A 26,548-nucleotide genomic window follows, 5' to 3' on the forward strand; every position below is an offset into this window, starting at 1 on the left:
AGATAAATGTATAAGAAAGGCATCGAGAGTAATTCTCGATGCCTTTTCAAAACGCCATTACGCGTTTTTCTTCGCTTTGGTTGCTCTTTTTCTTGTTGCTGGTTTTTTTGTTTTATCTAAAGAAGCTTGGAGTGCTGACATTAAATCGGTGACATTATCGGGTAAAGGACGTTTATCGCTAGCAGAAACTGAACTTGTCGCTTTCTTTTCCTCTATAAGTTCCATTAAAGCATTACGATATTCATCTGTATATTTTTCTGGATTAAAGACAGTTGTTAATTGGTCGACTAGCATGAGTGCAGCGTCCAATTCCTTTTGAACAATAGTTGGCTCGCTCGGAATATTGGGAACGTCTTGTACACTGCGTACTTCATCAGGAAAATGGATTGTTTCCATCACGAGCGCATTTTGATAGACCCGAACAATTGCAAGCTGTTCCTTTGAACGAATGATAATTTTAGCTACACCGATTTTACCTGATTCCTCTAATGTTTGTCGCAATAGAGCATATGCCTTACCGCCCGTTGTATCAGGTGATAAAAAATAAGTACGTTCAAAATAAATAGGATCAATTTCGCCTAATTTAACAAAATCAATAATTTCAACTGCCTTATCTTCATTTTCTTTACGTAAGTTTTCTATTTCTTCCTCATCAAGAACGACAAATTTATTTTTTGCATATTCATATGCTTTCACTATATTTTCATCTGTAACCTCTTGGTTGCAGCCCTCACATACTTTTTTATAGCTAATAGGTGTATGGCATTCTTTATGAAGCTGTCGTAATTTGATGTCTTTATTTTCTGTTGCTGCATGTAATTTTACAGGAATGTTGACAAGTCCAAACGATATACTGCCTTTCCAAACTGTATGCATGTTGTCACCTCGTTTTTCTTACTATGTTATATTTTGATGATTTTTATGTATGCTAAATACAAATCGTCAATCAGAACGAAAAGAAAGTAGGTGTGCATTATGAAACCAATGTTATTAACAGAAGCAATCGAACCGCCAAAAGGAGAAGAATGGTTTTATGAAGCAAAGTACGATGGTTTTCGTTGTATTATACAGTGGACCGAAGAAGAACCTATTTTAATCAGTAGAAATGGGAATGTACTTAATCAGTTGTTCCCAGAGATTATTGCGTATTGCAAAGATCTTTACAAAAAAATAAAAGCATATTTACCCTTAACATTTGATGGTGAGCTAGTATTTTTAATGAACAACTATAAAAGTGAATTCTCAATTGTCCAACAAAGAGGGAGAATGCAAAATAAAGAAGTGATTGCTGCACATGCAAAATCATTTCCATGTCATTATGTTGTATTTGATTTACTGCAATTTAAAGGTGAAAGTCAAGCGAATCGATATTTAAAAACACGTAAACAGCAACTAACGACACTTTTTACGAAATTGAAGTTGTCGACTACTATTAATTATGAAGATAATCGACCCCTGCAAGCAATCGATGTTTTTGAGGACACCTCAGCGATATGGCATTTGATAACTACCTATAATGGCGAAGGTCTTATTGCAAAGAAAAAAACAAGTAAGTGGCAGGAAGATGTACGCACGAATCAATGGATGAAGATAAAAAATTGGAGAATGGTTACGGTCATTGTCACGAAATATGATAAAGGAAATGGTTATTTTCAAGGTTGTGTTTATCGACAGGGTGAATTAACAGAAGTGGTTGTTTTTAGACATGGCATGAAAAATGACGAATTAAACACACTAATAGCATTTTTTAAAGCAAATGGTATTAAACAAAATGAAACATGGGAATTAGAGCCATCTATCTGTGTTGATATTGCCTGTATAGATTTTGATGGCAAAAAGTTAAGAGAGCCACGATTTCATGCTTTTCGATTAGAGATGGATCCACAGGAATGTAATTGGCAACAAATGCATCGACAACTTATGCCGATACCTGAAAGTGTACAAGTAACACATCCAAACAAGCCTGTATGGCCAGAAATCGGTATTACAAAAGATAGCTATTTGCACTATTTACAATTCATATCACCGTTAATATTGCCTTTGTTGCGTCAACGACCAGTTACATTAATCCGCTTTCCTCATGGCGTGTCAGGAGAGAGCTTTTATCAAAAAAGCAGTCCTGACAATCTCCCAGAGTTTGTTGCAACAGAGAAAGTTAGTGAACATCATGGGATTTTATGCAACAATCTTGAGACATTATTGTGGCTAGGAAATCAGCTTGCGTTAGAAATTCACATTCCCTTTCAAACAATTGATACTGATAAGCCGACAGAAATTGTTTTCGATTTAGACCCACCTAATGTAGATGCATTTTCACTTGCAATAAGTGCTGCACGCCACCTAAAAGAAATATTTGATTATTTTAAGTTACAGTCATTTGTTAAAACTTCAGGGGGCAAAGGCCTACAAGTTTATATACCTTTACCGTATAATACTTTTTCATATGAGCAAGTTCGGCAATTTACAGAGTTTGTATGTCGTTTTTTATGCGAGCAAAAAACGGGATTATATACAATTGAGCGGTTAAAGAAAAATAGAAATGACCGATTGTATTTAGACTATGTACAACATGCGGAAGGAAAGACGATTATTTCACCATTTTCCACTCGCGGTAATCCAATGGGCTTAGTAGCGACACCGTTATATTGGGATGAAGTAAATGAACAGCTTCGACCAGAACTTTTTACAATACCTACTGTCATTGAGCGAATTAAACGGGTTGGTAATCCTTTTAGAAATTTTGAAGCAATAGGGGAGGAACAGGATTTTCATGCTGTGCTCCAGCATTTAACTAATCAATGACAGTCGTAAAAAAATCTACAAAATTTCTCCAATTAGTCTGGAGAAACATTGCAGATTATAATTGCTTATTTTAAGAGATGCTTTTCTTTTTTTGCTAAGTAATCAAGAATGCCCATTGCGGACACGATTGTATCAAAAGGAATTGTTTGATAGACTGGATGGTTTTTTGATATACCATTTTCTTGTAGAAAATGATGCAATAATGTTTGTAATCCACTATCTAGCAACTTTACTTGTTCTTCGACTATATCAGATGCTGCTAGTGCCTTTTCACCTTCAGCTAAAAACAATGGAGTCCAATAGCGAACTTGGCGATAAGCTTCAGTTGGGTTTTGATATGCTCCATAATGACCGAAATACAATTCTTGTACATTGAGCTCCTCGTATAACTGAATAGATTTTTCCATTGTTTCAGGGTCATACTGATTTGGAGAGGTTGACGGGATGATTAAATCAATTGCTTCATCCGCCATCTCTGGATATCTGACACCAGTAGTATCGCCTACAAACAATCCATTTGTAGCAGAATAATGCATCGATACGTGGTGCTTTGCATGTCCCTCCGTATGATAAAACGTAAGCTGATGATTACCTAATGACAATATATCTCCATGTCCTGCTTCAATAATTCGTTCTGGAGCAATAGGGACGATGGGGTCAAAAAGACGCTCGAATTCATTACCATATACAGCCTTTGCACTAGCAATTAGACGACTTGGATCAACCATATGTGTAACACCACGCGGGTGTACGACCAACTTTGCATTAGGGCAACTTTGAAGAAAAAGTCCTGCACCACCTGCATGATCTAAGTGAATATGTGTAACGATAACATAATCAATATCTTCTAGTGTAATTTGCAATTCATTTAAACCTTCTATTATATAGGGAACTGAAGGACTGGCAGATGTCTCGACTAATGCGATTTTTTCATCAATAAGTAAATATGCGCTTGTACGTTCCTTCCTATTTAAATCATGTGTATCAATGCAAAAGAAGTTTGGTGCTATTTTTTGTATTCGCTCCATTAAATAAATCTCCTCCTTATTTGAAAAAATCTATTATTTCTCTAAAACACCTTTTTTATCTACAAAAAGAGTATTTATACTATATAATAATGGAATTGCAAATTGAATGTCTATTCATTTTTGAAAGATAAAGGAGAAATAAAGAAGAATCTAGGCTATTGAACAGTAAAGTTTATAACGTTCACGTTCGAGTAAAGGTAAAGGGGAATAGTATTACAGTATAGAGAATGTTGTTGTATAAAAGAAACTTATATGGCGACTAACAGTTTTATCATTAATGTATTAAGTACTATTTAGCAGTTAGAAAAAATTTTACAGCAAACTAGAATGTAAGTGAGTTGACTGAAGGAGATGCTGCTTTGACAGATAAGATTTTACTCTCAGTAGGGAGTGTATGGAAATTGCAGAAATAACGATGACTACAACCGTTCAAAAGTAGAAGTTCCATATTAGGTTGAAATCGCTCGTTACTAATGAACGGTTAACTACGCGCTTGCTTCATTTGTTTTTCTATTATTTGGTTCAATAACAATTTATTACTTGTATTTTTATAGTAAACAACTAATTTTACTATTGTTCAAAACTATAGATGAATATTTTTTTGAAAAATGTTCACAATAAATTAGGCTGAAATATGTCATTTTCGTCACAAAATCGCTCATTCATGTTAAATAAACGAAATAATTTTTATGTCATAAGAAATACTTATTGAAAAAGATAATATTAATGTAATTTACTTATGAATATAAATACGCTATTATGGGTGTTGGAGAAAAGATGCTTTACATTAGGCCTTTTCAAAAAGATATTTAGGGGGATCCGCAAATGGCACAAGGTAATTTACACAACAGCCGCGCATCATTCGAAGTTAATGGTAAAACTTACAATTACTACAACTTAGCTGCGATTGAAAAAGCTGGCGTTGCAAAAGTTTCAAACCTTCCTTACTCAATTAAAGTATTATTAGAATCTGTATTACGTCAATATGATGCATATGTTATCAAAGAAGAACACGTAAACGAATTAGCAAAATGGGGTAACGGTGCTGATCCAGAAGCAGAAGTACCATTCAAACCTTCTCGCGTTGTATTACAAGACTTTACTGGTGTACCAGTAGTAGTTGACCTTGCATCTCTTCGTTCAGCAATGAAAGAAATGGGCGGCGACCCAAGCAAAATCAACCCTGCTATTCCAGTTGACCTTGTAATTGACCACTCAGTACAAGTTGACAAATACGGTAATGCATCTGCATTACAAGCTAACATGGACCTTGAATTCGAACGTAACGCTGAGCGTTATAACTTCTTAAAATGGGCTCAAACAGCTTATAATAATTTCCGTGCTGTACCACCAGCAACTGGTATCGTTCACCAAGTAAACTTAGAGTATTTAGCTCCAGTTGTACACGTAAACGAAAATGCTGACGGTACATTCGAAACATTCCCAGACTCAGTAGTAGGTACTGACTCACATACAACAATGATCAACGGTATCGGCGTTCTTGGATGGGGTGTTGGTGGTATCGAGGCTGAAGCAGGTATGCTTGGTCAACCTTCATACTTCCCAATTCCAGAAGTTATCGGTGTTAAATTAGTTGGCGATCTTCCAAACGGAACTACTGCTACTGACTTAGCATTAAAAGTAACACAAGTTTTACGTCAACGTGGCGTAGTTGGTAAATTCGTTGAGTTCTTCGGACCTGGCGTATCTAAATTACCACTAGCTGACCGTGCAACAATTTCTAACATGGCTCCTGAATATGGTGCTACATGTGGTTACTTCGCAATTGACGAAGAATCATTAAACTACATGCGTTTAACTGGTCGTGACGAAGAGCACATCGCGGTTGTAGAAGCTTACTTAAAAGCTAACCATATGTTCTTTGATCCAACATTAGAGCCAGTTTACACTGACGTATTAGAAGTAAACTTAGCTGAAATCGAACCAAACCTTTCTGGTCCTAAACGTCCACAAGACTTAATTCCACTTTCTCAAATGCGTTCTCGTTACAAAGAAGCAGTAGTGGCTCCACAAGGTACTCAAGGTTTCGGTTTATCAGAAGCTGAATTCGAAAAAACTTCTGTAGCTAAATTTGCTGAAGGTGATGTAGAAATCCCAACAGGTGCTGTAGCAATCGCTGCTATCACTTCTTGTACAAATACATCTAACCCATACGTATTAATCGCTGCTGGTTTAGTTGCGAAAAAAGCTGTAGAAAAAGGCTTAACTGTACCTAAATGGGTTAAAACTTCTTTAGCACCAGGTTCTAAAGTTGTAACTGGTTACCTTGAAGATTCAGGTTTACAAACATACCTTGACCAAATCGGTTTCAACACTGTAGGTTACGGCTGTACAACATGTATCGGTAACTCAGGTCCATTACTTCCTGAAATCGAAGACGCTATCAAAGACAACGACTTATTCGTAACATCTGTTCTTTCTGGTAACCGTAACTTCGAAGGCCGTGTACACCCACTTGTAAAAGCTAACTACTTAGCTTCACCACCACTTGTTGTTGCTTATGCACTTGCTGGTACTGTGGATATCGACCTACAAAAAGATTCATTCGGTAAAGACAAAGATGGTAACGAAGTATTCTTCGCTGATATCTGGCCTTCAACTGAAGAAGTTAACGCAGTATTAGGTACTGTAGTTAACCGTGAATTATTCCAAAAAGAATACGAAACTGTATTCACAGCTAACGAAAAATGGAATGCAATTGAAACATCAACTGAGTCTCTATACACATTTGATGACAAATCAACTTACATTCAAAACCCACCATTCTTCCAAGGTCTTGCAAAAGAGCCAGAAGCTATTAAAGGCTTAGACGGCTTACGCATTATGGCGAAGTTCGGTGACTCAATTACAACTGACCATATTTCTCCAGCTGGTGCAATCGGTAAAGATACACCTGCAGGTAAATATTTAATCGAAAACGGTGTTGCAATCCGTGACTTCAACTCATACGGTTCTCGTCGTGGTAACCACGAAGTTATGATGCGTGGTACATTTGCAAACATCCGTATCCGTAACCAAGTTGCTCCTGGTACAGAAGGTGGATTCACTACTTACTGGCCAACAGGCGATGTAGAGTACATCTATGACGCATGTATGAAATACCAAGAACAAGGTACTGGCTTAGTAGTACTTGCTGGTAACGACTACGGTATGGGTTCTTCTCGTGACTGGGCTGCGAAAGGTACATTCCTTCTTGGCGTGAAAACTGTTATCGCACAATCTTACGAGCGTATCCACCGTTCTAACTTAGTAATGATGGGTGTTCTTCCTTTACAATACTTAAACGGTGAATCTGCTGATTCTCTAGGTTTAACTGGTAAAGAAGAAATCTCTGTAAACATTACTGACAACGTAAAACCACGTGATATCTTAACAGTTACTGCTAAATCTGAAGACGGTACAGTTAAAACTTTCCAAGCTTTAGCTCGTTTCGACTCAGAAGTAGAAGTAGACTACTACCGTCACGGTGGTATCCTACAAATGGTTCTTCGCGCGAAAGCTGCTGAATAATTATTTCATCAAAACCGATCTCTTAGGAGGTCGGTTTTTTTATTATTTGCTAATGAGAATGTCAATTGGATATATATAAGGCTCAACAGGTTCCTGTATTTTTTCCCACTTTTCAACTTTAATAATAGGAAGCTCAACGCCATTATACTCCCCAATATCGATCTTACCTTCTGCTTCAATCCATGTATCTTCTTCTAAATTTGCAGCTTCGGGCATTTCTGTTAAAAACCCGATAATGCTGGCATCGGCAACACAATGTGTAATGAAGAATCTCGAAATGACTAACTGATTCTCTAGAAAATCTTTTTCCTTTAACACAAAGCCACTTAGTTTTATCGTTTTACCTTGATATTTTAATAAGTTAATATTAATATCCTCGTAATAAACAGAAAATATATAATTTGTCATGTCGACTATTGGATTCTGTACAAGTTGTTGTTTTAATTTGTCATAGTCCTTTTTTGACATTTCTTGTTTTTCTTCTAATAGTTTTGGATCAATTGGATGATCTTCTAACAACATATTACTATTTGATTGATTTAGCGTGCCTTCCTCTTCATTTCTTGCTGTCTGAGATTGTTTTGCCATCATAATAGTAGCACCTTTTTTCTGGGCTATGGATGCATCCAAAAATTTCGTTGGCAAAATAAATCCAGTTAGCAATGGAGTAACTAAAACTAGATAAGATATTATTCTTTTCCAATTAAAAGGCGGATCAGCCGTATGATGTGAACAACACTCGCATAACGAATCTTTGTGATGGCTATTATTTGTAGATGTAAAAATCCTTTTTATTTGAACTATAAATAAAACGAAAAAGATAATAGCTACAATTTTACTTAAGTTCTCATATTTCGGATTGATTAATTTCGTAATTTCTCCAGTTGCATGCAATTTGATAATCATAACAGAAAAGGCGAGCAAAATAGCGGCTTTTACCGCTTGTTGGAAGTGAAATTTCATTATTGACCTCCTAAATATAAGGTGCGATAAGCCATATTATTATAAAGATTACAAAAAACACAATAGTTAATACTGATAGTACAAATTTAAATCGAAATACTCCCAACATCATAATCGTGTTTTTAAAATCAATCATAGGTCCAAAAATTAAGAAGGCAAGTACAGATGGAGTTGGAAAAATAGAGCTGAAGGAGGCTCCTATAAATGCATCCGCTTCGGAACATAAAGAAAGAATATACGCTAACAGCATCATTACTAACATAGAAGATGTAATATTATTACCAATTTCCACAAGCGTTTTAGTAGATACAAAGGTTTGAACAAAAGCTGCTAAAAATGCCCCAATTATTAAATATTTGCCCATATCAAAAAACTCATCAATAGAATGGTTAACCATGTTTGTACACTTTTTGACGAATGATATTTTTTCTGCACGATGCTGTGGATGATCGATTCGTATATCATTTTTAAACTGTGTTCCGATAAAAATTAGACTAATAATGAAAGCGACTATAATGGCTATGACAAAGCCTAATAACATGCGCAACCCAGCGATTTTTAAATCATTACCAAAAGCCATATATGTAGAAATAATGACAATAGGATTAATAAGGGGTCCCGTTAGCATAAAACCCATTGCCGCATGAATAGGTACCCCTTTGGAGACAAGTCTTTTAACAATCGGAACTATTCCGCATTCACAAGCAGGGAAAAGAGCTCCAATTACACAGCTCATAACAATGGCTAAAAATTTATTTTTTGGTATGCACTTTTGGATATGTTGTTCAGTAATAAAAATTTGAATAAACCCAGCAATCAGAACCCCAATTAGCACAAACGGTAATGCTTCGATTAAGATACTCAAAAATATAGTATTAAGATTTAATAGTGCGGGACCGACAGAAACTAAAAATGAAATGCTTGGAAAGATAGTAGGGGTTAGAAATAGACCAATCATCAGCAATAGGAAAAAACGAGCATTAAAAAAATGTTTGCTAAGTTGACGATTCACATTTGCCTCCTGAAAATTTGACTTAACAATATCGACGATAAATTGATAAATGATAATCGTTACGCTTTAAAATAAATTATGTTTAGATACCTTTCGATATTACTATTGAATTAAAAAAATAGGATCATCTCCAATTTTTTTCGTAGAATGAACGGACGAAAAAGAAAAGATGACCCTATTTTATAAATACTACTATTAGTTAAATCCCATTAAATCTTTTACTCTCAGTGTATTCTCAGAAGTTGTTAGCATTTCAAGTAAGCCAAATGCCACATCAAAAGCAGTGCCTGGATTCGATGATGTAATAATGTGATCTGTTTGCACTATCCGTTCATTGACAATATCTACTTTATACGAACGGAGCTGCTCTAATCGTTTACTAGTTGGATGATTGTAAGTTGTCGCCTGTTTATTTTGTAAAATGCCACAATGTCCTAATGCTAGTGAAGCTACACATATAGTGGCAATTGGCTTTTGATGTTCGTTAAAGTGTGTAATGACTTGCTGAAATTCATCACTAAAAGCATCTTCATAAAATCCCGCTTCCTCAAAGCCTCCTGGAATTGCTAATGCATCAAAGTCTTCTAGTGCAATTTCATGTAGCAACTTTTCTGGTGTGACCAAAAAATTCCATGTGCATTGGAGCTGTTTATGTAATCCTACTGTTACGACTTCCGTTGTGCCATCGCCCTCCCATTTATTCCAGCCTAGCACATCTGTAAAGACACTCGCTTCTACAGCCTCAAAGCCATTTGCTAAAAGTAATAATATTTTTTTCATCTTAGCTAGCCTCCTTTATATTTTTAATTGTAATAAAGGAAGTGATTTAATTACATACGCTATATAATGTAATTAATAGTGTTTTCCTAATATTCAATGGAATTATGAAGAAATCAATTTATAAAAAAAGGTGGATTCGCATGGATACAATTGATACTGAAATTTTACGCCAATTACAGAAGAATGCAAAAATTTCAATGAAAGAGTTAGCGACAATCGTTCATTTATCGTCGCCAGCTGTAATAGAACGAGTGAAAAAGCTAGAAGAGCAAGGGAGTATTGAAGGCTATACAACGAAGGTGAACTTAAAGAAAATGGATCGCTCTATTCAGGCTATTATTTTGTTTAAATCGATTGATTGCAAAAGTCTTTCGAATTTTTGTCATGCTCATCCTGATGTCCTTGAGTGCTATCGGGTAGCTGGCGAAATTAGCTATATTGTCAAACTTGCCACATACTCAGTAGAAACGTTAGAACAGTTTATTGATGACGCAATGCCTTACGGTACGCCATCAACAAATATTGTGCTCTCTTCACATGAAAAAACAATGATTCTTCCATTTTTTGATGAAAAACTATAATAAATTCCCAAAAAACAAACCTTTGTATCTTGAGCACCGTTTATAGGGTAGAGAAGGGAGGCGATACGTTGCTAGTAAACGAACTGGAAGAAATAATGGAGCTACATACAGAACGACTTATTCGTCTTGCTTATTATTATGTAAGAGATCTACAAAGTGCCGAAGATATCGTACAGGATGTTTTTATAAAGTTTTATAATAACCAACAAAAATACGATGAACGTGGTGAGTTAAAGGCTTTTTTATCGACACTTGTCATTAACAGGAGTAAAGATTATTTAAGGAGTTGGACATATCGGAAAATTCAGGTGCAACAAAAGATTTTTAATCAACAGACAATCATGAGAAGAGATATGCTTGTTCAGCAAGATGAAAAAACGTTAATTGAAAATGCTATCCTAACTCTACCATTAAAGCAACGTGAGGTTATCATCCATTTTTATTTTGAAGAAATGTCTGTGCTGGAGATAGCGAAGCTGTTAAATATTCCTGAAAGTACTATTAAAACGAGGCTACGACGTGCGCGAGAGTTACTAAAACCGATACTACAACAGGTTGAATGGGAGGTGCTTTTGCATGAGTAAAGTCGATATTCGAGTAGTAAGGGATTTAACAGAAAGCAAAAAGCGTGTAATGACCAACGTTGTTCAGCATATAGAACAACGTAATGAAAAACAAGCTTCAAAGAGTTGGCAATATGGTGTGCTGACAATGATTTTGAGCATATGTTTAGGACTTTTTATATTTAATCAATACAAAGATTATCAACAACAAGCTTCAATTATTCCTCCAGTATTAGATGAAAGAATTCTTGAACTACAGCTACAAAAGGATTCTTATATGAATGGGAAAGAGCGTCTCTATCGAGCAAGTTTTGATAATTTTTTATATCTTGAATCGAACTTTGCCTATGCGAAATCAAAGAAGATAGTACCTTCACAAGAGCAAGTACATCAAGAACTAGAATTGATTATGAATGAATTTAATTATGATACAATGCCAACAATGGATGAACGGCTACAAAAACTGCAAATCTCAGTAGAAGAGTTTATTGCTATATATGCCAAGCCAATTGCTTATAAAATGGCCACAGTCAATTTACTAATGGAAGTAAGTAATACCGATTATAAAGATACTAGTGACCAAGTAAGGGGATGGCTTGTCGAGCAAGAAGCAATGGATTTTTTAAAGCAGCATTATGATAAAGACATTACCATCTTACGAGAGAAATATAAAATCCCTGAGAAGGAAAGTCAAATGACTCCAGTAAGAAGTGGAAGAGTCTTAGCAATCAAAGAAAATGAATTTTTAGTGGTCTCAGGCGTCATTAAAAATGATATCGGTCAATTATCAGTAGACGAACTTGTACAAAAACATAAAAATGGTACATGGTTCCCTCTAGTAGATGTTCCTAAAACTCTAACAATTGGAGATAAAGTGGAAGTGGAATATAGTCAGGCATTAGGGAATGATGGTTCTAAATCTTTTATAGATTATAAAGATATTTTAGGGATAAAAATAGTGGAGGAATATCAATAAGAAGTTAGCGTTCTATATAGTTAAAAATTGAAATAGAATTGCACCCCTTAAAAACAGCTTACAAGTATAAGCTGTTTTTTTATTTGGATTAAGGTACACTTATTGTAAGTTACTGTATAAAAATGAAAAAGGAGCTATATCATTGATTGATTATTTCGAACGGACATTAAGGTTAACAGATTTGGAAGTCTGGACAATACGTATTCAACGAGTCCATTACAGCTTGGTTATCGTGGATGAAAGAAGAAAAGCCACAGTTGAAGAATTGGAGATAGCTGATTTTATCATGGATGAAGACGAGCAACGAACAAATTATGTATCCGTTAGCGTTTATTCAGAAAGCGATGTACAAGACGGGCATATTGAGCCATTAGCGGAGTTGGCAAAGCAATTAACAGAGCATTTAGCACTTGCGCATTGTGATGTAATAACAAAATTTTATACCGAGCAACCAGAAATCGCTATTGATCGTTTGCTAGTTGACAAGTATGGCTATCAATTAGCGGACATCTCATTGGAAAAATTATGGCATTTAACTCAAGATTAAAGAAGTTGAAAACAAAAGGAGAAATGACTACATATGATATTACATGAAAAATTATTAAGTGAAGTTGATTTGAAACGTGAACTTCATGCATTCCTAAATGACAGTAATGCCTGGCAACAAGCAGATCAACAAATACTCATTCAGTCAATGCTTGCACATATTGGTTCAGTAGATAGCGAACTGCGAGACGGATTAATCTATGGTTCCTTTTATACAATGATTTTAGAACAAAATTTATTAGATTATGCCATATTAAGCGATATGTTGGACTACTGTTTAACTGTTTTATTATGTGAAGGCATTGGAGAAGATAATTCAGATTCAGTTTTTACTAGAACGTTTACTTTGTTACTAATCGCACTAATATTAGCAAAAGATAATGAAGCTGATTTTATAGAAGTGCACAAAATCGATGAACTTACAAATAGGTTCAGCACTTATTTATTGACTGAAAAAGATGTAAGAGGTTATATACCTGTAAAAGGGTGGGCTCATAGTGTGGCACATGCGTCAGACGCAGTAGATGAATTAGTGAAAAGCCCGAAATTCAAGAAATCTTCTTTTATGGATATTTTACGTCCTTTATGGAATATGATGTTGCAAACAAATTATGCATTCATTCATGATGAGGATGAAAGGCTATTAGTACCTATTTTTACAATGCTAAAACAAGGTTTGCAGCAGCAAGAAGTTATCGCATTATTAAATGAAACGATGGCAACGTTAGCTGCTCAAAAGGAACAGCTTGATGTACAGCACTATCGAATAGTACGATTTAACTGGAAAACATTATTAAAAAGTTTTTATATTCAAACTGCTGATAGTCCTCAATATACGGCACTTCATCAAAGCGTCGTAGAATGTCTGAATATTGACAAGTAAATGGCAGTTTGTTAAGATGAGTGACAATAAAAGCATACAAATTCGTTGATGAGAAAGAGTAGTGTTACATTTTGTTCTACAGAGAGCCGACATTTTGGTGAAAGTCGGTGTGCAAATGTTTCATGAAGATCCTCTCTGAGAAGATTAGCTGAAATGAGTAAGCTAATTCGGGTGTCTACCGTTAAAAAGAACACGTATGATTGTACGTTGCTGAGTACTATTGAGCGGTTTTCAATAGAATTAGGGTGGTATTCGCGGTTAACCCCGTCCCAAGTAAGGGACGGGGTTTTTGTATGCCTGGTGCCTTCAGCACACTGTATGAGGTATTGACAACTGTTAGTAAATTGCTAGCGCCATTTACGCCCTTTATTGCGGATGATGTGTATAGACGTTTATGTGGGGAAAGTGTACATTTACAAAACTATCCAAAGTCCGATGCATCATTACTTGACCTTCAACTGGAACAAGAGATGGCAAATGTCCTTGCTGTCGTTGAACTTAGTCGAAGTATTCGTAATAGTGAAGGACTTAAAGTGAAGCAGCCATTAAAGGAAATGGTGATGTCAGTAGTTGGAGAAGTGGAAGATTATGCTCAGTATAATGATATTATTCGAGATGAATTAAATGTGAAGGAATGTAAGTGGACACAGGACTTTACTGCTTATGAAACCATTCACTACAAACTAAACTACAAAACAGCTGGTGCAGCATTTGGATCACAAGTGCATAAAGTAAAAGATTATGTTACGCGATTAAGTGAAGCAGAGCAAAAGGCACTACAGTTAACAAGTGGAATTGCAATAGATATTGATCATCAACAACTTACTTTGTTAAAATCACATGTGTTAAAAGAATCCGTCATTAAGGAGCATTATTTATTGGCAGAAGAGAATGGATGTCGTGTCTTACTGAATACCCAACTAACGAATGACTTACTTTAGGAGGGGCAAATAAGAGAGTTAATACGTACGATCCAAGATACACGAAAAAAATGGCAATTACCTGTTGAACAATATATTTCGATTTCAATCTCTGCAGATGCTGAAACTGAGAAAATCATCCAACACTATACTGCATTATTGAAAGCTAATGTATTGTTAAATGACATTTTATTCGGGGAAGTGAAAACAGGAGAAAATGTGATTCAGGCGAAATTGTTTGATAAGGAAATCGAGATTACTTTTAATTTCTAATATATAGTTTTGGAAAAGCCGATTAAAAGAAGCGCTAAAACCTTTTAATCGGCTTTTCTTATTATTTTTATTCGAAATAATAACGCATAAAATTGCCCTATTAGAAAGAAGATTAAACCTTGAGAAAAACCTAAGACTATAAATATTCCACCCATACATAGATAGCTTGCCACTTTAGGATTTTAATAATTAATCGTTTTCAAGATGTCTCCTCCTACAAATAATATCATTTTAGTTCACAAAATATTCAAAAAATATATACTTTTCATCTTGCAAAAGGCATTTTATACTAATTGTAAAAATAATTTTTATTTTCAAATTTTATTTTTAAAGAGGGGAGATCGAATAGAATTAACTTTAGTTGGTGCTATGGGGACTTGTCTATAGCTAGAACTATATGGAAATCAGGGACAGCCTTAAACAATAGCTATTTAAAAGAGTTTTCATTGGAATTCTTTAACACTGTAAATACACATAAAAACGAATACAATTTAATATCCCCTAGCTATTATCATGGAATAGCAGGATTATTACATTTAATAATAATTATGAATGAAGATACAAAACTTCCAATCTTCGAAGAAATGGAAAGTTTTTTTATCGAAGAACTTATTAAAAGATATGATGAAAAATCAAAATTTGGCTTTAATGATATAGAAGCATTTAATAATGAAAAATACAAATTTAATAAGACTGGGCTGTTAACTGGGAATTCTGGCATATACCTAGTTCTTTTGTATTACATCAAAAGAAAATCTTTTACCAAATGGGAAAGTCTTTTTTTAATGAGCAATTAAGAGAAGGGACATTAAAAAATTGAAAAAAAATCACCTAATAGTTTTACTTAAATTAGTTAATTGGCCAAAGAAAATAATTATTATTAGTATTACTTTATCTATACTTTCCTCTTTAATAAATTTAGTACTCCCAATTATCACAAAAACTATAATTGATGACTTTTCAATTGATAATATTAAATGGAGCTGGGTTGTATATTTAATTGTATTTTTTATTGTTAACTCCATTTTAAGTGGAGTTTCTTTTTATATGCTGAAATATATAGGAGGTAATGCAATATATTGTATAAGAAGCAAAATGTGGAATCATGTTTTGGGACTCCCAATTTCCTATTTTGATAGTAACGACAGCGGACAAACAATAAGTAGATTAACAGATGATATTGAAAATATGAATAGTTTTATTTCAGAGAAAATCCCTAACTTACTTTCGCAAATTATCATTATAATTGGTTCAGTAACAATGTTAATTGTATTAGATTGGAAACTAACATTAGCAATGTTATCAATTATTCCAGTTACTTTATTTGTAATATTACCTATAGGGAACCTCACTTATAAAATATCTCTGAATTTGCAAAATGAAACTGCTAATTTTATTAGTTTTTTAAATCGGGTACTTACTGAGATAAGGCTTGTCAAAAGTTATAGTGCTGAAACGAAAGAGTTTAATAATGGGGAAAGAAAATTATTTGAACTATTTAATTTAAATTTAAAGGAAGCCAAAATTCAAGCAATCGTATCGCCAATTGTAACAGGTACAATGATGCTAATGCTTTTAATAATAATAGGGTATGGTGGTTTTAGAGTATCTAATGGGGAAATCTCTGCAGGTACATTTGTTGCTATACTCTTTTACTTAATTCAATCAATAACTCCTATAGCATCTTTATCCTCATTTTATACTGAGTATAAAAAAACTATAGGATCTACAGAGAGATTGTATGAAATATACATTATGCCCCAAGAAGCAATATATAACTCAAACATCCCAATAAATGATGTAGATTCTAACTTATTAATTAAAAATTTAAGCTTTAGTTACGATGGAAAAGTTAATGTATTAAAAAATTTAAATATTACGATTCCTGAAAATAAAACTACAGCTATAGTCGGACCTTCAGGATCAGGAAAATCTTCACTCTTTTATTTAATAGAACGTATGTATGAACCACAAGTAGGTGCTATTTATTATGGTGGAGTTTCTATTTCAGACTATGGATTAAAAGAATGGCGTAATGTTATTGGTTATGTTATGCAAGAAAGCGCTATGATAAATGGCACTATTAAAGAAAATTTAATGTATGGAGTAGATGATGTACATGATAAAAAAATAATACAGTATGCTAAACTTGCAAATGCATATGAATTTATAAAAAATTTTCCAGCTGGCTTTAATACTCTTGTAGGTGAAAGGGGTATAAAACTATCTGGTGGGCAAAGACAAAGAATTGCTATTGGTAGGGCTTTTATACGTGATCCTAATCTTCTTTTATTAGATGAAGCGACAGCTAGTCTTGATAGTGAAAGCGAACAATTAGTACAAGATGCTTTAAAGAAATTGATGAAAAGTAGAACCACTATAGTAATTGCCCATAGATTATCTACCATTAAAAATGCAGATCAGATTATATTCTTAGATAATGGGGAAATAACAGGAATTGGATTACTTCAAGAATTATTAGAAACTCATAAAAAATATGCTTTATTTGTAGAAACTCAAGCTATTAAATAATTTATTAAAGGATACTCATATGATAACACTTGAATTAAATCTTTTAACAAGCCACTGAAATAGTAATGACAAACGTTAATAAAAACTAATTATGAGGTGAGTGTTAGTATATGTTTATAATCTTTGATTTAATCGTTGATTTGATAATAAATGCATATGTAGCATTGGGCTATGGAACTCCACAAAGGAAAATAAATATAAGAGTTGACAAGTTGTCAAAAGATAATCCAGAAATAAAGGATTTATATGACAAAAACAAGCAAATATTCGAGGAAAACTCAGAACTATCCAGGCTAATTTTAAACGCAAATATAAGAAATCGAGAGGAAAAGCAAGAACTTTCCCGTAAAATACACCTCTTTTTTGAGACGAATAATGTCTGATAATAGTACACTGTTCAAATACCAGTGGAATATTTCTAAGTTAACAAAAAATGGGGAAGTTTATAATTTTTCAAAAGGAAGTTCTGAAATTAAAGTGGCTATTATCGATAGTGGAATAGACTATACGCATGAAAATCTACTTTCTAACATAGACTTTCAAAATTCGAGAAGTTTTGTCGGTGAACATACAAATATAATGGACTACGATGGTCATGGAACTATGGTTGCTGGAATTATTTGTGGAAATGGGATTTTAACGGGTTTAGCCCCCAATATATTTCTTTGATTATTTGCAAAATAACGGATAATAAAAAGTTTAAATTAAGACTCTTCTTACAAGCATTTAAATATGCAATAAGTTGTAATGTAGATGTAATAAATATAAGTCTTTCAATGTTTATAAAAACTAATGATACCAATTTACTGAATATTATTAATCAATTGATAGAAGAGGCCACTAATAAAAATATATTAATTATTACTTCTGCAGGTAACACTAAAATTAATTTAGATGTCCACCCAGAATTACATATGTTAGGGTTTAACCCCAGTGTTTACATAGTTGCAGCTAGCAATAAATTAGGTGAACTCTCAACATATTCAAATTACAGTGATAAATGTTTGCTTGCTCCGGGAGGGGAATGGTTTGATACTAATGATCCCACGCAAGTTATCATTACAACCTATCCAAAACATTTAAAAAACATAGATCCTTTAAGAAAAAATTTGGGCCTCCCGCAGGGCTATACTATAAGTTATGGAACAAGTATTTCTTGTGCACATTTTAGTGGAACAATTGCACTTTTCATTAGTTATTTTTTAGAGTTGAACGGAGAAAAACCAAGTATTGAAATAATTAACTATTACTTAAAGAAAAGTTATAAAGCAAAAGATGAAAATGCGAATTGTATTAATCTTCAAGAGATTAATACATATAATTTATTAAATCTTTTAAATGAATCAATATCATAAAATTTCGAAAGTTACTTCTAGATTTTGATAAATAGTAGGTAATGAGTAGATTTATGGTCAGACTGTTTGGTAATTGTATGGTTATCCGCCCCTTCGCTCCGCTATATCTGTGTTTTATGGAATGTGTAGAGGCGAAAACCAACCATGGATGAACCTATTGGTTAAAACTAACTTCTAAAATACGACGACTCTTGAATTCCCTATTTATTAGGTCCACTCACAAAGTAAGCTCATTAAAACTTGATTAATAAAACGCAAAACATTGTTAAATCAATGCAATTACAGCAACTATTTATTATAAAATGTATCTCTAAACTATGTACCAGATTAAAGTAAACCACTCAGTAAATAAATAGCGGTTGCCCAAATAAAGATTGCTGAGCATTTATTTAAGATGTTCATCTGCTTGCCAGAGCTATCGAGCTTTTTAAAAGAAGCACCAGCTAGTGTAAGACCGAAAAACCATAACCACGAAATGAGCACACATGCAGCAGTAAAGAGTATTTGTTCTGTGCCATTATATTTTAATGCGCTAGTGCCAATCACGCCGATTGTATCTAAAATAGCATGTGGATTTAATAACGAAACAGACAGCGCAAATACAATTTGTTTTTTGACAGGCATTGCTTCGCTCTTTTCGCTAGTGGTTGCTGTCGAGCGCCAAATACTATAGCCGATGTATAACAGAAACACGATACCAACGCACATTAAAGCGATACGTAGCCATTCAAATTGCAAAACAATAACTGATAACCCAAAAACAGCAAGCAAAATCAATAAAGTATCGCAAAGAGCTGCCGTAATAGCAGCTGGTAAGGCAAGCATTAAACGTTGTTGTGTAGCTCCTTGTGTAAAAACGAAGACGTTTTGCACACCTAGAGGTAAAATAAGTCCGAATGCTAATAGCATCCCATGTAGAAATGCCTCCAATGACAATCCCTCCTTCCAATACACATTCTACCTATGATATAACTATAAGAAAACGACCAATTGGATGGTATTTCACCCACCCAATTTATGAGGTGAAAATATGAATTGGCAACCAACCAGACATGGGGATAGGACTTTACAGCAACAAATTGTAGCATGGGCAACAGAGCGCATTGAGCGAGGGGATTGGGTTGCAGGAACGAAGCTACCAACGCAAAGACAACTTGCATTGCAATTAGGGGTTAACAGAAGTACTGTTCAGCAGGCATTAGAGGAATTAAAAGCTATAGGCATACTTGAAACGACGGTAGGTTCAGGTATTTATGTTGCAAATTCTTCCTGGCATTCATTAGTTAAGCAAAGACAACCAAATTGGCAAATATTCATTGAAACGAGTCTTCACAAACCAAATTACCATACGATTCAATTGATCAATGAATACGAGCAACGAGATGATATTATTCGCTTAGGAACTGGAGAGCTTGCACCAAGCCTTTTGCCAACGAGCGAAATGGAGGCATCCTTAAAGGAGTTATCCCTACAGCCGAAAGCTTTAGGGTATTCATCTCCGCAAGGTAACATGCAATTGCGGGAAGCCATTTGCCAATATGTACAAAAAAGAGGCATACAGGCTGAACCTGAAAATGTTTGTATCGTTTCAGGTGCATTACAAGCATTGCAGCTCGTTGCGGTCGGTTTGCTAGAGCAAGGTTCCATTGTATTTCAAGAAAAAACGTCCTATTTAAATTCAGTTCATCCATTCCAATCTGTCGGCATGCAAATGATGGCAATCGATCGTGATGAACAACTCGCCCAATCATTAATGCACAAGAAAAGAAAAAGACAGGCTGTTTTTTATGCGGTACCTACATTAAATAATCCAACTGGAGAAGTGTGGACTTCGCAAGAAAAAAGGCAACTCTACGAGGCATGCAAACAATCTCGTATTCCTATTATTGAGGATGATGTCTATCATGAATTACTTTTTCAAGAGGAATCTTCAGCGATTAAATCAATGGATGATAGTGGACAAGTTTTATACATTGGCAGTGTTTCAAAAACACTCAGCCCAGGACTACGCATTGGCTGGTTAATCGGACCAACAACAGTAATTGAACGATTAGCAGATATAAAAATGCAAACTGACTATGGTTCTAGTGCCATTTCACAGGAAATTGTGTTGCACTGGCTGCAATCAGGTAAATATGAACGCCATATTGAAGGCTTACGCCATGAGCTTTTGCAGCGGGCAAATTTTGTTGAGAACTTATTACATGAAAAATTGAAGGACATTGCGAGTTGGCAACAACCAAAAGGAGGTTTTTATATATGGCTAAAATTTAATGCTCCGCTTGTAGATAAAGCATTTTTTATGAAGTTATTGCAGTTGAATGTTCTTATCAATCCTGGCTATATTTATGATGCGCAAGATAACCAGCATATCCGACTTTCATATGCTTATGCATCACGAGAAGAATTGCAATATGGGATAGAGATGATGGTTCAAGTGGCAAAGTCTCATGTGAAAAAATTGTACTAAAAAATCTCACATGTATATTGAGGGATATAAAAAAGCGTTTTGTATCTTGTAAAAAAGAAGCAAAACGCTTTTTTCTGATATATTAATTGGCCAGTATCTACAATTACTTATCCATTATGTGCAAAAAACCTAAGTAGGATAGAATGCCAGTTACTATAAAATAGAATGTCGCTGGAATTGCTCTTTTTTGTGGAGTATTGTATTTACGACTCAAAAAATATTCAAAGGTAAATATGTTTAACACCATTAGAATAAAAAGTATGACAGTAGGGTAGATGGTTTGTGTGATATGATAGATGGTTAGACACGTAAATAGAAAGATAGTTGAAAAATTAACAGAAAGTAGGTATGTTTTCAAAAAAATTTTTAGTTTGGACATGCAAGTGACCCCAAATAGTAAGCCGCAGCAATACCAGTCCCAACTGTCCAACCTACTGGTCCTGAAATACCTAATAATACACCAGCTCCTGAAACAGCTGCAGCATGGGCAAGACCTAAGCCTCCTAACCATTTACTACATGATCTTTTTACGATACGTGGTGCATTCGCAGTTCCATATTGAATAAGATTTCTAGATTTAACTAGTAATTCTGTCGTTTCACCATTTCCGTTTTCTTCAGCTAATTTAGTATTTATGTCAGCAATTGCTAAATTAATCTCCTCAGCAGTAATAATAGAATTAATGTTTTGTAATTTTATCTCCATCTCTGCGATATTAGAAAGTGTAAAAACACCAACACCATTTTTTCTTTCGAAAGATACATGATCTGTTATAATCTGAGCTTCTTCAAGCTGTTGTTCAGAAAATATGACATTGTCAGTAGCATCTTCTATAGTTTTATTTTCCACAGCTTTAGCTTCACTAAGGTTAAATGGCAAAATAACTAAATTTGAAATTAAAGACATTGAAACAATCGTTACAATCGACTTTTTTTTCGAAAACATCCTATTCCTCTTCTCCTTTCATTAATTTACTTCCATATGGAATAGTGGTGTTGGCATTATGATGCCTTTTAGTTAATTGAATAGCTGAGGCGATAAGGAAAGCGATGATAAAAATTTAAAACTATTAAGCGGTTAAAAGCTGAAATTTCATATATATTCCTCCCGTTTAATGGTTGTTATATAGTTAATTTTAAGAAAAATCAGAGAAATTTCAACTTTTATTGAAAATTCCGTTTATATCGTATTTAATAAGGATAATATTAACTTTCTTATAAATTAAAGGGGAGTGTATTATGGAAGACAAAATTGTAGGTTCACTGTTTTTACTTATCGCAGCAATTTTCATTTCAACACAATATATTGTGACGGCTATCCTAGTCTCAAATTTATCGTATGCAAGTAAGGAATCTTTCTATCATTCATTTTTTGATTCGGGCTACGTGTTATTTCTTTTCAGTTTAATTTTCTTTATCGTAGGTATTCTTTTCTTGGTTAGAGGCTTTTCTCATCATAGAATGAATGAGTAATCTATTAAAATGCAAATACATATAGGGTCAAATATCATCACAAAAGAAAGAACTTTTGCAGCTCCACTTTTACCAGCTTAGGTGAAAGTGGGGCTATTTTAATGATGGACTCATTACAAGTGCTGAACCTTACATTAAAAGAATAAAACAAATGATGCATCATACATTTTATATAATGACTACTTGATGAAGAGGTGAATAGTTGGATAACAAGCCAGAGGGCTATTATTATGTTCCGCAGCCTATTCGCAATGATGGTGCGGGCGGGGTGGATAAAGGGCCGCGAGATATTATGCGGGATTTAGAAAATCCAGATATGCTAGTTCCACCAATAACAGATGCAGGTCTATTACCGAACTTGAAATTTTCCTTTTCTGATACTCATATGACGTTAAATAATGGTGGATGGTCTAGAGAAATTACTGTGCGAGATTTGCCAATTGCCACTACATTGGCAGGCGTCAATATGAGTTTGACACCTGGTGGAGTGCGTGAACTTCATTGGCATCAACAGGCGGAATGGTCCTACATGCTTCTTGGTCATGCTCGCATTACTGCCGTCGATCAAAATGGGCATAATTTTATTGCCGATGTTGGACCAGGCGATTTATGGTATTTCCCGCCAGGTATACCTCATTCCATTCAAGGGCTTGAAGATGGCTGTGAATTTCTATTAGTGTTTGACGATGGGCATTTTTCAGATCTAAACACATTATCTATATCTGACTGGTTTGCGCATACGCCGAAAGATGTGTTGTCGTCTAATTTTGGTGTTCCGATGAGTGCTTTTAATCATATACCAAAAGAACAAGTTTACATTTATCAAGATAAAGTCCCTGGACCTATTGAAACCCAGCAAGTACAATCTCCCTATGGTAAGGTTCCTCTATCATTTAAACATCGTCTGCTTGCTCAAACGCCAATTAAAACGTCTGGTGGCAGTGTGAGAATTGTCGATTCCACGAATTTTCCAATTTCCAAAGCTATTGCCGCGGCACTCGTCGAGATTGAGCCTGGTGCGATGAGAGAGCTACATTGGCATCCGAATAATGATGAATGGCAATATTACCTTCAAGGAACAGGACGTATGACCGTGTTTGCAGGAAACGGTACAGCTAGAACCTTTGATTATCGAGCGGGAGATGTCGGCTACGTGCCGTTTGCAAATGGTCACTATATTGAGAATACGGGGACTGAAACGTTATGGTTCCTTGAAATATTTAAAAGTGATCGATTCCAGGATGTTTCATTAAATCAATGGATGGCGCTTACACCATCTGAATTAGTAAAAAGCAATTTACAGGTTGGTCCTGAACTTCTCAATGCATTACGAAAGGAAAAATGGCCAGTAGTCAAATATCCTGGATTTTCTTATTATCCAAGATAAGCATATAGAAAAGCAGGTGGAGAAAGATACATAGTCTTTCATCACCTGCTTGCTTTTTAATAATGGAATTTATTTCGAGTAGCTAGCAATATCCCGATTGCTGGCACAGTACAAATCAACATCGCGGCAAAGGCAAGACCAGGGGAAATTTCGTATAAATAGCCACCTAAAAATGTAAGAATGGCGGTACTTAAACCCATTGCCAGTGCTGAATAGATACCTTGTGCATTTGGAATTTGCTCTTTCGGTAAGTTTTTCGTTAAATAACCGATAAAGGCATAGTGCGCAAGCGCAAATGATAGAGAATGTAATATTTGCGAGCCGATAAATACCCAAACGTTTGGAAATAGGAAGATAAGTAACCAACGTAATGATGAGCCACTAGCCGCTAGCAATAATAAAGAAGAAGAGCGCCATTTTTTAAACAGCGTATCAGCCTTCATAAAATATAAAATTTCACAAATAACTGCAATGTTAATAATCATCCCCATATAGAATGGATCCACGTGTAAATCTTCTAAATAAATATAGCCATAGCTATAGTAGGAAGCATGTGCACCTTGTAATAAAATCACGATAAATAACACAATAGGGAAACCTTTAAGAGTCCATAATGTTTTCATTGAAAGTGATTGCGCTCGTTGTTCCTTCGTTGGAACAATGAGTAATTCTTTTGGTGTGGCCAATTGTTGCATTAATAACATACCAATTATGCCTAGAATCATACTCCAGAAAATAACTTGTTTACCAAAAACACCTGTTAACATACTAATAATAAGTACCGCAATAACGAAGCCAAATGAACCGTAAGAGCGACTTTTACCGTAATGGACGTTACCATGTTGCACAAGTGTTGCTGCACTGCTTTCTACGGCAGGTAATAGAGCAGGATAAAAAATACTAAATAAGATCGTTACAAAAAGAAGTGAGGAAAAGCTAGTACTTGGAATGTAAAGTAAAGCCGTTAGCAATGCGCCAATTGCTAAAATTGTCGTTAAGCGCTTATTGTGTACGTATTTTGCAAGGGTGGGAAAGAAAAATAGATTGGACGTTGCTCGAGCTAAAAGACCACAGCCCATAACGACACTAGCTTGAGATACGGTAATGTGTTTTGCATCGACTAACCACCCTGTCCAATATGGTAAAAAAATGCCCCATGTAAAAAAGAATGTAAAGAAACTTTGAGAAAGCCAACGTTGATTGTTCATAAAATTTGGTACCTCCATTTAACTATGTTGAATAATAGCATGTTCCTCGCTACAATAATGTGAGATATCTCATATTTTTGAATAGGAGTTTAGAAAAAATGCAAAAACTTACAGGTGAAGAACGTTCTTACTATATAAAAAAATTTAATATCGATGATTTTTTCTCTTTTGACTATCATCCATTTATTGAAATATGTAAATTTGAAAAGGGAGAATGGATTTTCAAAGAAGGATGCTTTCCAGATACGATGTACTATATGATGGAAGGCAAAGCAAAACTATATGTGACGCATAAAAATGGTAAGGTTTCTTTGATTGAATATATTCAAGCACCATGCTTTATGGGGGAAATTGAATTGCTAAATGAGGCGAGATATACAAAAGGGATTCAAACTGTTACAGAAACCATTTGTTTATCGATTGCAACACAGGGATGTAAAGATTTGTTGCTGGCAGATGCGCCATTTTTACGTCGATTATGTGTATTTCTCGGGGAGAAGGCTTCCAATATGACATCAAAATACACGCAAAATCAGGCTTATCCACTTGAAAATCGATTAGCGGCTTTTATCAAGCTATCATCTGACAATGGAATTTATAAAGAAAAACATACGGAAATATGTGAGTATTTGGGGGTATCATATCGTCATTTATTATATGTACTTGCTCAATTTTGTGAGGATCATATTTTGGAAAAGCAAAAAAATGGCTATCATATAGTCGATGAAAAACGGCTTTCTCGATTAGCGCAAGAAATTCATTAAAAGGTGCTTTCATTGTACTCACTTTTTTTAATAAACCAGCGTGCTATTTGCTTCTCACTATGGTAATTACTATGTGTTTCGCTAATATCACGCGCATTTATTGGAATTGATAGAGGCATATTGACAGGACAAGGGTTTTTTTGCATTGCTCGTTCATTGCTGAGGAGCTTACTTGTAGAAAACCTTGCATCTAAAACCCTCAATGGTGAAACGAAAATTGCGTTATCTTTGGGATTTAAAAAAACCACTGTTTTACATAGTGAATAACCATTACCTTTCATTCAACATGCCCCCTTTATTGTTATTTATATTGTACAAGACCTTTATTGCAAAAAGTCTTAATTTACAAGCCTTTTACGAAAGCTTAAAGGTTCGTCATATTTTTTAATATTTTGTAACCGTATTCATGCCATTAATGTATAGAAATCATAGAAAATTTGTATAATTTCAAGACAAAAACACGTACTCAAACTATTGTGAATTTTTCTAACTCAAAGTATTA

Annotated in this window: 24 protein-coding genes, 1 pseudogene and 1 other annotated feature; of the genes and pseudogenes, 16 read left to right on the plus strand and 9 right to left on the minus strand. The window is 34.7% G+C overall.

Features of this window, described 5'->3' with window-relative positions; genetic code table 11:
- Window positions 1-57 precede the first annotated feature (57 nt).
- Complete coding sequence (locus tag FH508_RS11145) at window positions 58-876, minus strand: non-homologous end joining protein Ku (protein ID WP_172771393.1); 819 nt, start codon at window positions 874-876, stop codon at window positions 58-60.
- 99 nt (window positions 877-975) lie between these two features.
- Between FH508_RS11145 and FH508_RS11150 the strand changes: the two genes are divergently transcribed.
- Window positions 976-2,802, plus strand: a complete 1,827-nt coding sequence (locus FH508_RS11150; RefSeq protein WP_172771394.1) for a DNA ligase D — start codon at window positions 976-978, stop codon at window positions 2,800-2,802.
- 65 nt (window positions 2,803-2,867) lie between these two features.
- On the opposite strand, the gene FH508_RS11155 is transcribed toward FH508_RS11150, so the two are convergent.
- Window positions 2,868-3,830 carry an MBL fold metallo-hydrolase gene (locus FH508_RS11155; protein WP_172771395.1) on the minus strand — a complete coding sequence of 321 codons (963 nt, stop codon included), beginning with the start codon at window positions 3,828-3,830 and terminating at the stop codon, window positions 2,868-2,870.
- An 825-nt stretch (window positions 3,831-4,655) separates the two neighbouring features.
- Between FH508_RS11155 and acnA the strand changes: the two genes are divergently transcribed.
- On the plus strand, window positions 4,656-7,361 hold the full coding sequence (acnA, locus tag FH508_RS11160) for an aconitate hydratase AcnA (RefSeq protein WP_172771396.1): 2,706 nt from the start codon (window positions 4,656-4,658) through the stop codon (window positions 7,359-7,361).
- 42 nt (window positions 7,362-7,403) lie between these two features.
- On the opposite strand, the gene FH508_RS11165 is transcribed toward acnA, so the two are convergent.
- The 3 genes from FH508_RS11165 to FH508_RS11175 form a co-directional block, all read right to left on the minus strand.
- On the minus strand, window positions 7,404-8,324 hold the full coding sequence (locus FH508_RS11165; protein ID WP_172771397.1) for a TIGR03943 family putative permease subunit: 921 nt from the start codon (window positions 8,322-8,324) through the stop codon (window positions 7,404-7,406).
- Between the two features lie 10 nt (window positions 8,325-8,334).
- Window positions 8,335-9,336: a permease gene (locus FH508_RS11170; RefSeq protein ID WP_228134490.1), complete on the minus strand. Its 1,002-nt coding sequence runs from the start codon at window positions 9,334-9,336 to the stop codon at window positions 8,335-8,337.
- Window positions 9,337-9,531: 195 nt separating this feature from the next.
- Window positions 9,532-10,116: a DJ-1/PfpI family protein gene (locus tag FH508_RS11175; RefSeq protein ID WP_172771398.1), complete on the minus strand. Its 585-nt coding sequence runs from the start codon at window positions 10,114-10,116 to the stop codon at window positions 9,532-9,534.
- Between the two features lie 140 nt (window positions 10,117-10,256).
- Between FH508_RS11175 and FH508_RS11180 the strand changes: the two genes are divergently transcribed.
- The 10 genes and pseudogenes from FH508_RS11180 to FH508_RS11220 all read left to right on the plus strand — a co-directional run bounded on the left by FH508_RS11180 (window position 10,257) and on the right by FH508_RS11220 (window position 18,745).
- Window positions 10,257-10,697, plus strand: a complete 441-nt coding sequence (locus FH508_RS11180) for an Lrp/AsnC family transcriptional regulator (protein ID WP_172771399.1) — start codon at window positions 10,257-10,259, stop codon at window positions 10,695-10,697.
- A 68-nt stretch (window positions 10,698-10,765) separates the two neighbouring features.
- Complete coding sequence (locus FH508_RS11185; protein WP_172771400.1) at window positions 10,766-11,281, plus strand: sigma-70 family RNA polymerase sigma factor; 516 nt, start codon at window positions 10,766-10,768, stop codon at window positions 11,279-11,281.
- A complete protein-coding gene (locus FH508_RS11190) occupies window positions 11,274-12,236 on the plus strand; it encodes a DUF3221 domain-containing protein (protein WP_172771401.1) in 963 nt (320 codons plus the stop codon). The genes FH508_RS11185 and FH508_RS11190 overlap by 8 nt, the downstream gene beginning before the upstream one ends.
- A gap of 142 nt (window positions 12,237-12,378) precedes the next feature.
- The gene (locus tag FH508_RS11195) at window positions 12,379-12,783 is read left to right on the plus strand and encodes a hypothetical protein (protein ID WP_172771402.1); all 405 of its coding nucleotides are present in this window, start codon (window positions 12,379-12,381) and stop codon (window positions 12,781-12,783) included.
- 33 nt (window positions 12,784-12,816) lie between these two features.
- The gene (locus tag FH508_RS11200) at window positions 12,817-13,665 is read left to right on the plus strand and encodes a DUF2785 domain-containing protein (protein ID WP_172771403.1); all 849 of its coding nucleotides are present in this window, start codon (window positions 12,817-12,819) and stop codon (window positions 13,663-13,665) included.
- Between the two features lie 36 nt (window positions 13,666-13,701).
- Window positions 13,702-13,940 (plus strand) — a binding site (T-box leader).
- A gap of 18 nt (window positions 13,941-13,958) precedes the next feature.
- Window positions 13,959-14,858 (plus strand): annotated as a pseudogene (locus FH508_RS11205) (DUF5915 domain-containing protein).
- 323 nt (window positions 14,859-15,181) lie between these two features.
- The gene (locus FH508_RS11210) at window positions 15,182-15,655 is read left to right on the plus strand and encodes a lanthionine synthetase LanC family protein (protein WP_172771939.1); all 474 of its coding nucleotides are present in this window, start codon (window positions 15,182-15,184) and stop codon (window positions 15,653-15,655) included.
- A gap of 19 nt (window positions 15,656-15,674) precedes the next feature.
- Window positions 15,675-17,390, plus strand: coding sequence for an ABC transporter ATP-binding protein (locus FH508_RS11215; RefSeq protein ID WP_172771404.1), 1,716 nt, complete (start codon window positions 15,675-15,677; stop codon window positions 17,388-17,390).
- A 375-nt stretch (window positions 17,391-17,765) separates the two neighbouring features.
- A complete protein-coding gene (locus tag FH508_RS23940; RefSeq protein WP_172771406.1) occupies window positions 17,766-18,059 on the plus strand; it encodes a S8 family serine peptidase in 294 nt (97 codons plus the stop codon).
- Window positions 18,011-18,745, plus strand: a complete 735-nt coding sequence (locus FH508_RS11220; protein ID WP_172771407.1) for a S8/S53 family peptidase — start codon at window positions 18,011-18,013, stop codon at window positions 18,743-18,745. The genes FH508_RS23940 and FH508_RS11220 overlap by 49 nt, the downstream gene beginning before the upstream one ends.
- 327 nt (window positions 18,746-19,072) lie before the next feature.
- Here the strand turns inward: FH508_RS11220 and FH508_RS11225 are convergent, their stop codons facing one another.
- Window positions 19,073-19,675, minus strand: coding sequence for a LysE/ArgO family amino acid transporter (locus FH508_RS11225; RefSeq protein ID WP_172771408.1), 603 nt, complete (start codon window positions 19,673-19,675; stop codon window positions 19,073-19,075).
- A 100-nt stretch (window positions 19,676-19,775) separates the two neighbouring features.
- On the opposite strand from FH508_RS11225, the gene FH508_RS11230 reads away from it, so the two are divergent.
- Window positions 19,776-21,215, plus strand: coding sequence for an aminotransferase-like domain-containing protein (locus tag FH508_RS11230; RefSeq protein ID WP_172771409.1), 1,440 nt, complete (start codon window positions 19,776-19,778; stop codon window positions 21,213-21,215).
- A 366-nt stretch (window positions 21,216-21,581) separates the two neighbouring features.
- Here the strand turns inward: FH508_RS11230 and FH508_RS11235 are convergent, their stop codons facing one another.
- The gene (locus FH508_RS11235) at window positions 21,582-22,160 is read right to left on the minus strand and encodes a hypothetical protein (RefSeq protein ID WP_172771410.1); all 579 of its coding nucleotides are present in this window, start codon (window positions 22,158-22,160) and stop codon (window positions 21,582-21,584) included.
- Window positions 22,161-22,453: 293 nt separating this feature from the next.
- Between FH508_RS11235 and FH508_RS11240 the strand changes: the two genes are divergently transcribed.
- Together FH508_RS11240 and FH508_RS11245 are read left to right on the plus strand one after the other, a co-directional pair.
- The gene (locus FH508_RS11240) at window positions 22,454-22,687 is read left to right on the plus strand and encodes a hypothetical protein (RefSeq protein WP_172771411.1); all 234 of its coding nucleotides are present in this window, start codon (window positions 22,454-22,456) and stop codon (window positions 22,685-22,687) included.
- Window positions 22,688-22,889: 202 nt separating this feature from the next.
- The gene (locus FH508_RS11245) at window positions 22,890-24,074 is read left to right on the plus strand and encodes an oxalate decarboxylase family bicupin (RefSeq protein WP_172771412.1); all 1,185 of its coding nucleotides are present in this window, start codon (window positions 22,890-22,892) and stop codon (window positions 24,072-24,074) included.
- Window positions 24,075-24,130: 56 nt separating this feature from the next.
- Here FH508_RS11245 and FH508_RS11250 read toward each other — a convergent pair whose 3' ends face one another.
- Window positions 24,131-25,282: an MFS transporter gene (locus FH508_RS11250; RefSeq protein ID WP_172771413.1), complete on the minus strand. Its 1,152-nt coding sequence runs from the start codon at window positions 25,280-25,282 to the stop codon at window positions 24,131-24,133.
- A 98-nt stretch (window positions 25,283-25,380) separates the two neighbouring features.
- Here FH508_RS11250 and yeiL point away from each other — a divergent pair, with 98 nt between their 5' ends.
- Window positions 25,381-26,046 carry a transcriptional regulator YeiL gene (gene yeiL / locus FH508_RS11255; RefSeq protein ID WP_172771414.1) on the plus strand — a complete coding sequence of 222 codons (666 nt, stop codon included), beginning with the start codon at window positions 25,381-25,383 and terminating at the stop codon, window positions 26,044-26,046.
- Here yeiL and FH508_RS11260 read toward each other — a convergent pair.
- Window positions 26,043-26,327, minus strand: a complete 285-nt coding sequence (locus tag FH508_RS11260) for a hypothetical protein (protein ID WP_172771415.1) — start codon at window positions 26,325-26,327, stop codon at window positions 26,043-26,045. The two genes, yeiL and FH508_RS11260, sit on opposite strands and share 4 nt — an antisense overlap.
- Between the last annotated feature and the right edge of the window lie 221 nt (window positions 26,328-26,548).

The organism is Lysinibacillus sp. CD3-6 (genome assembly GCF_006351725.2).
In the GTDB taxonomy this organism is placed as follows: Bacteria; Bacillota; Bacilli; order Bacillales_A; family Planococcaceae; genus Lysinibacillus.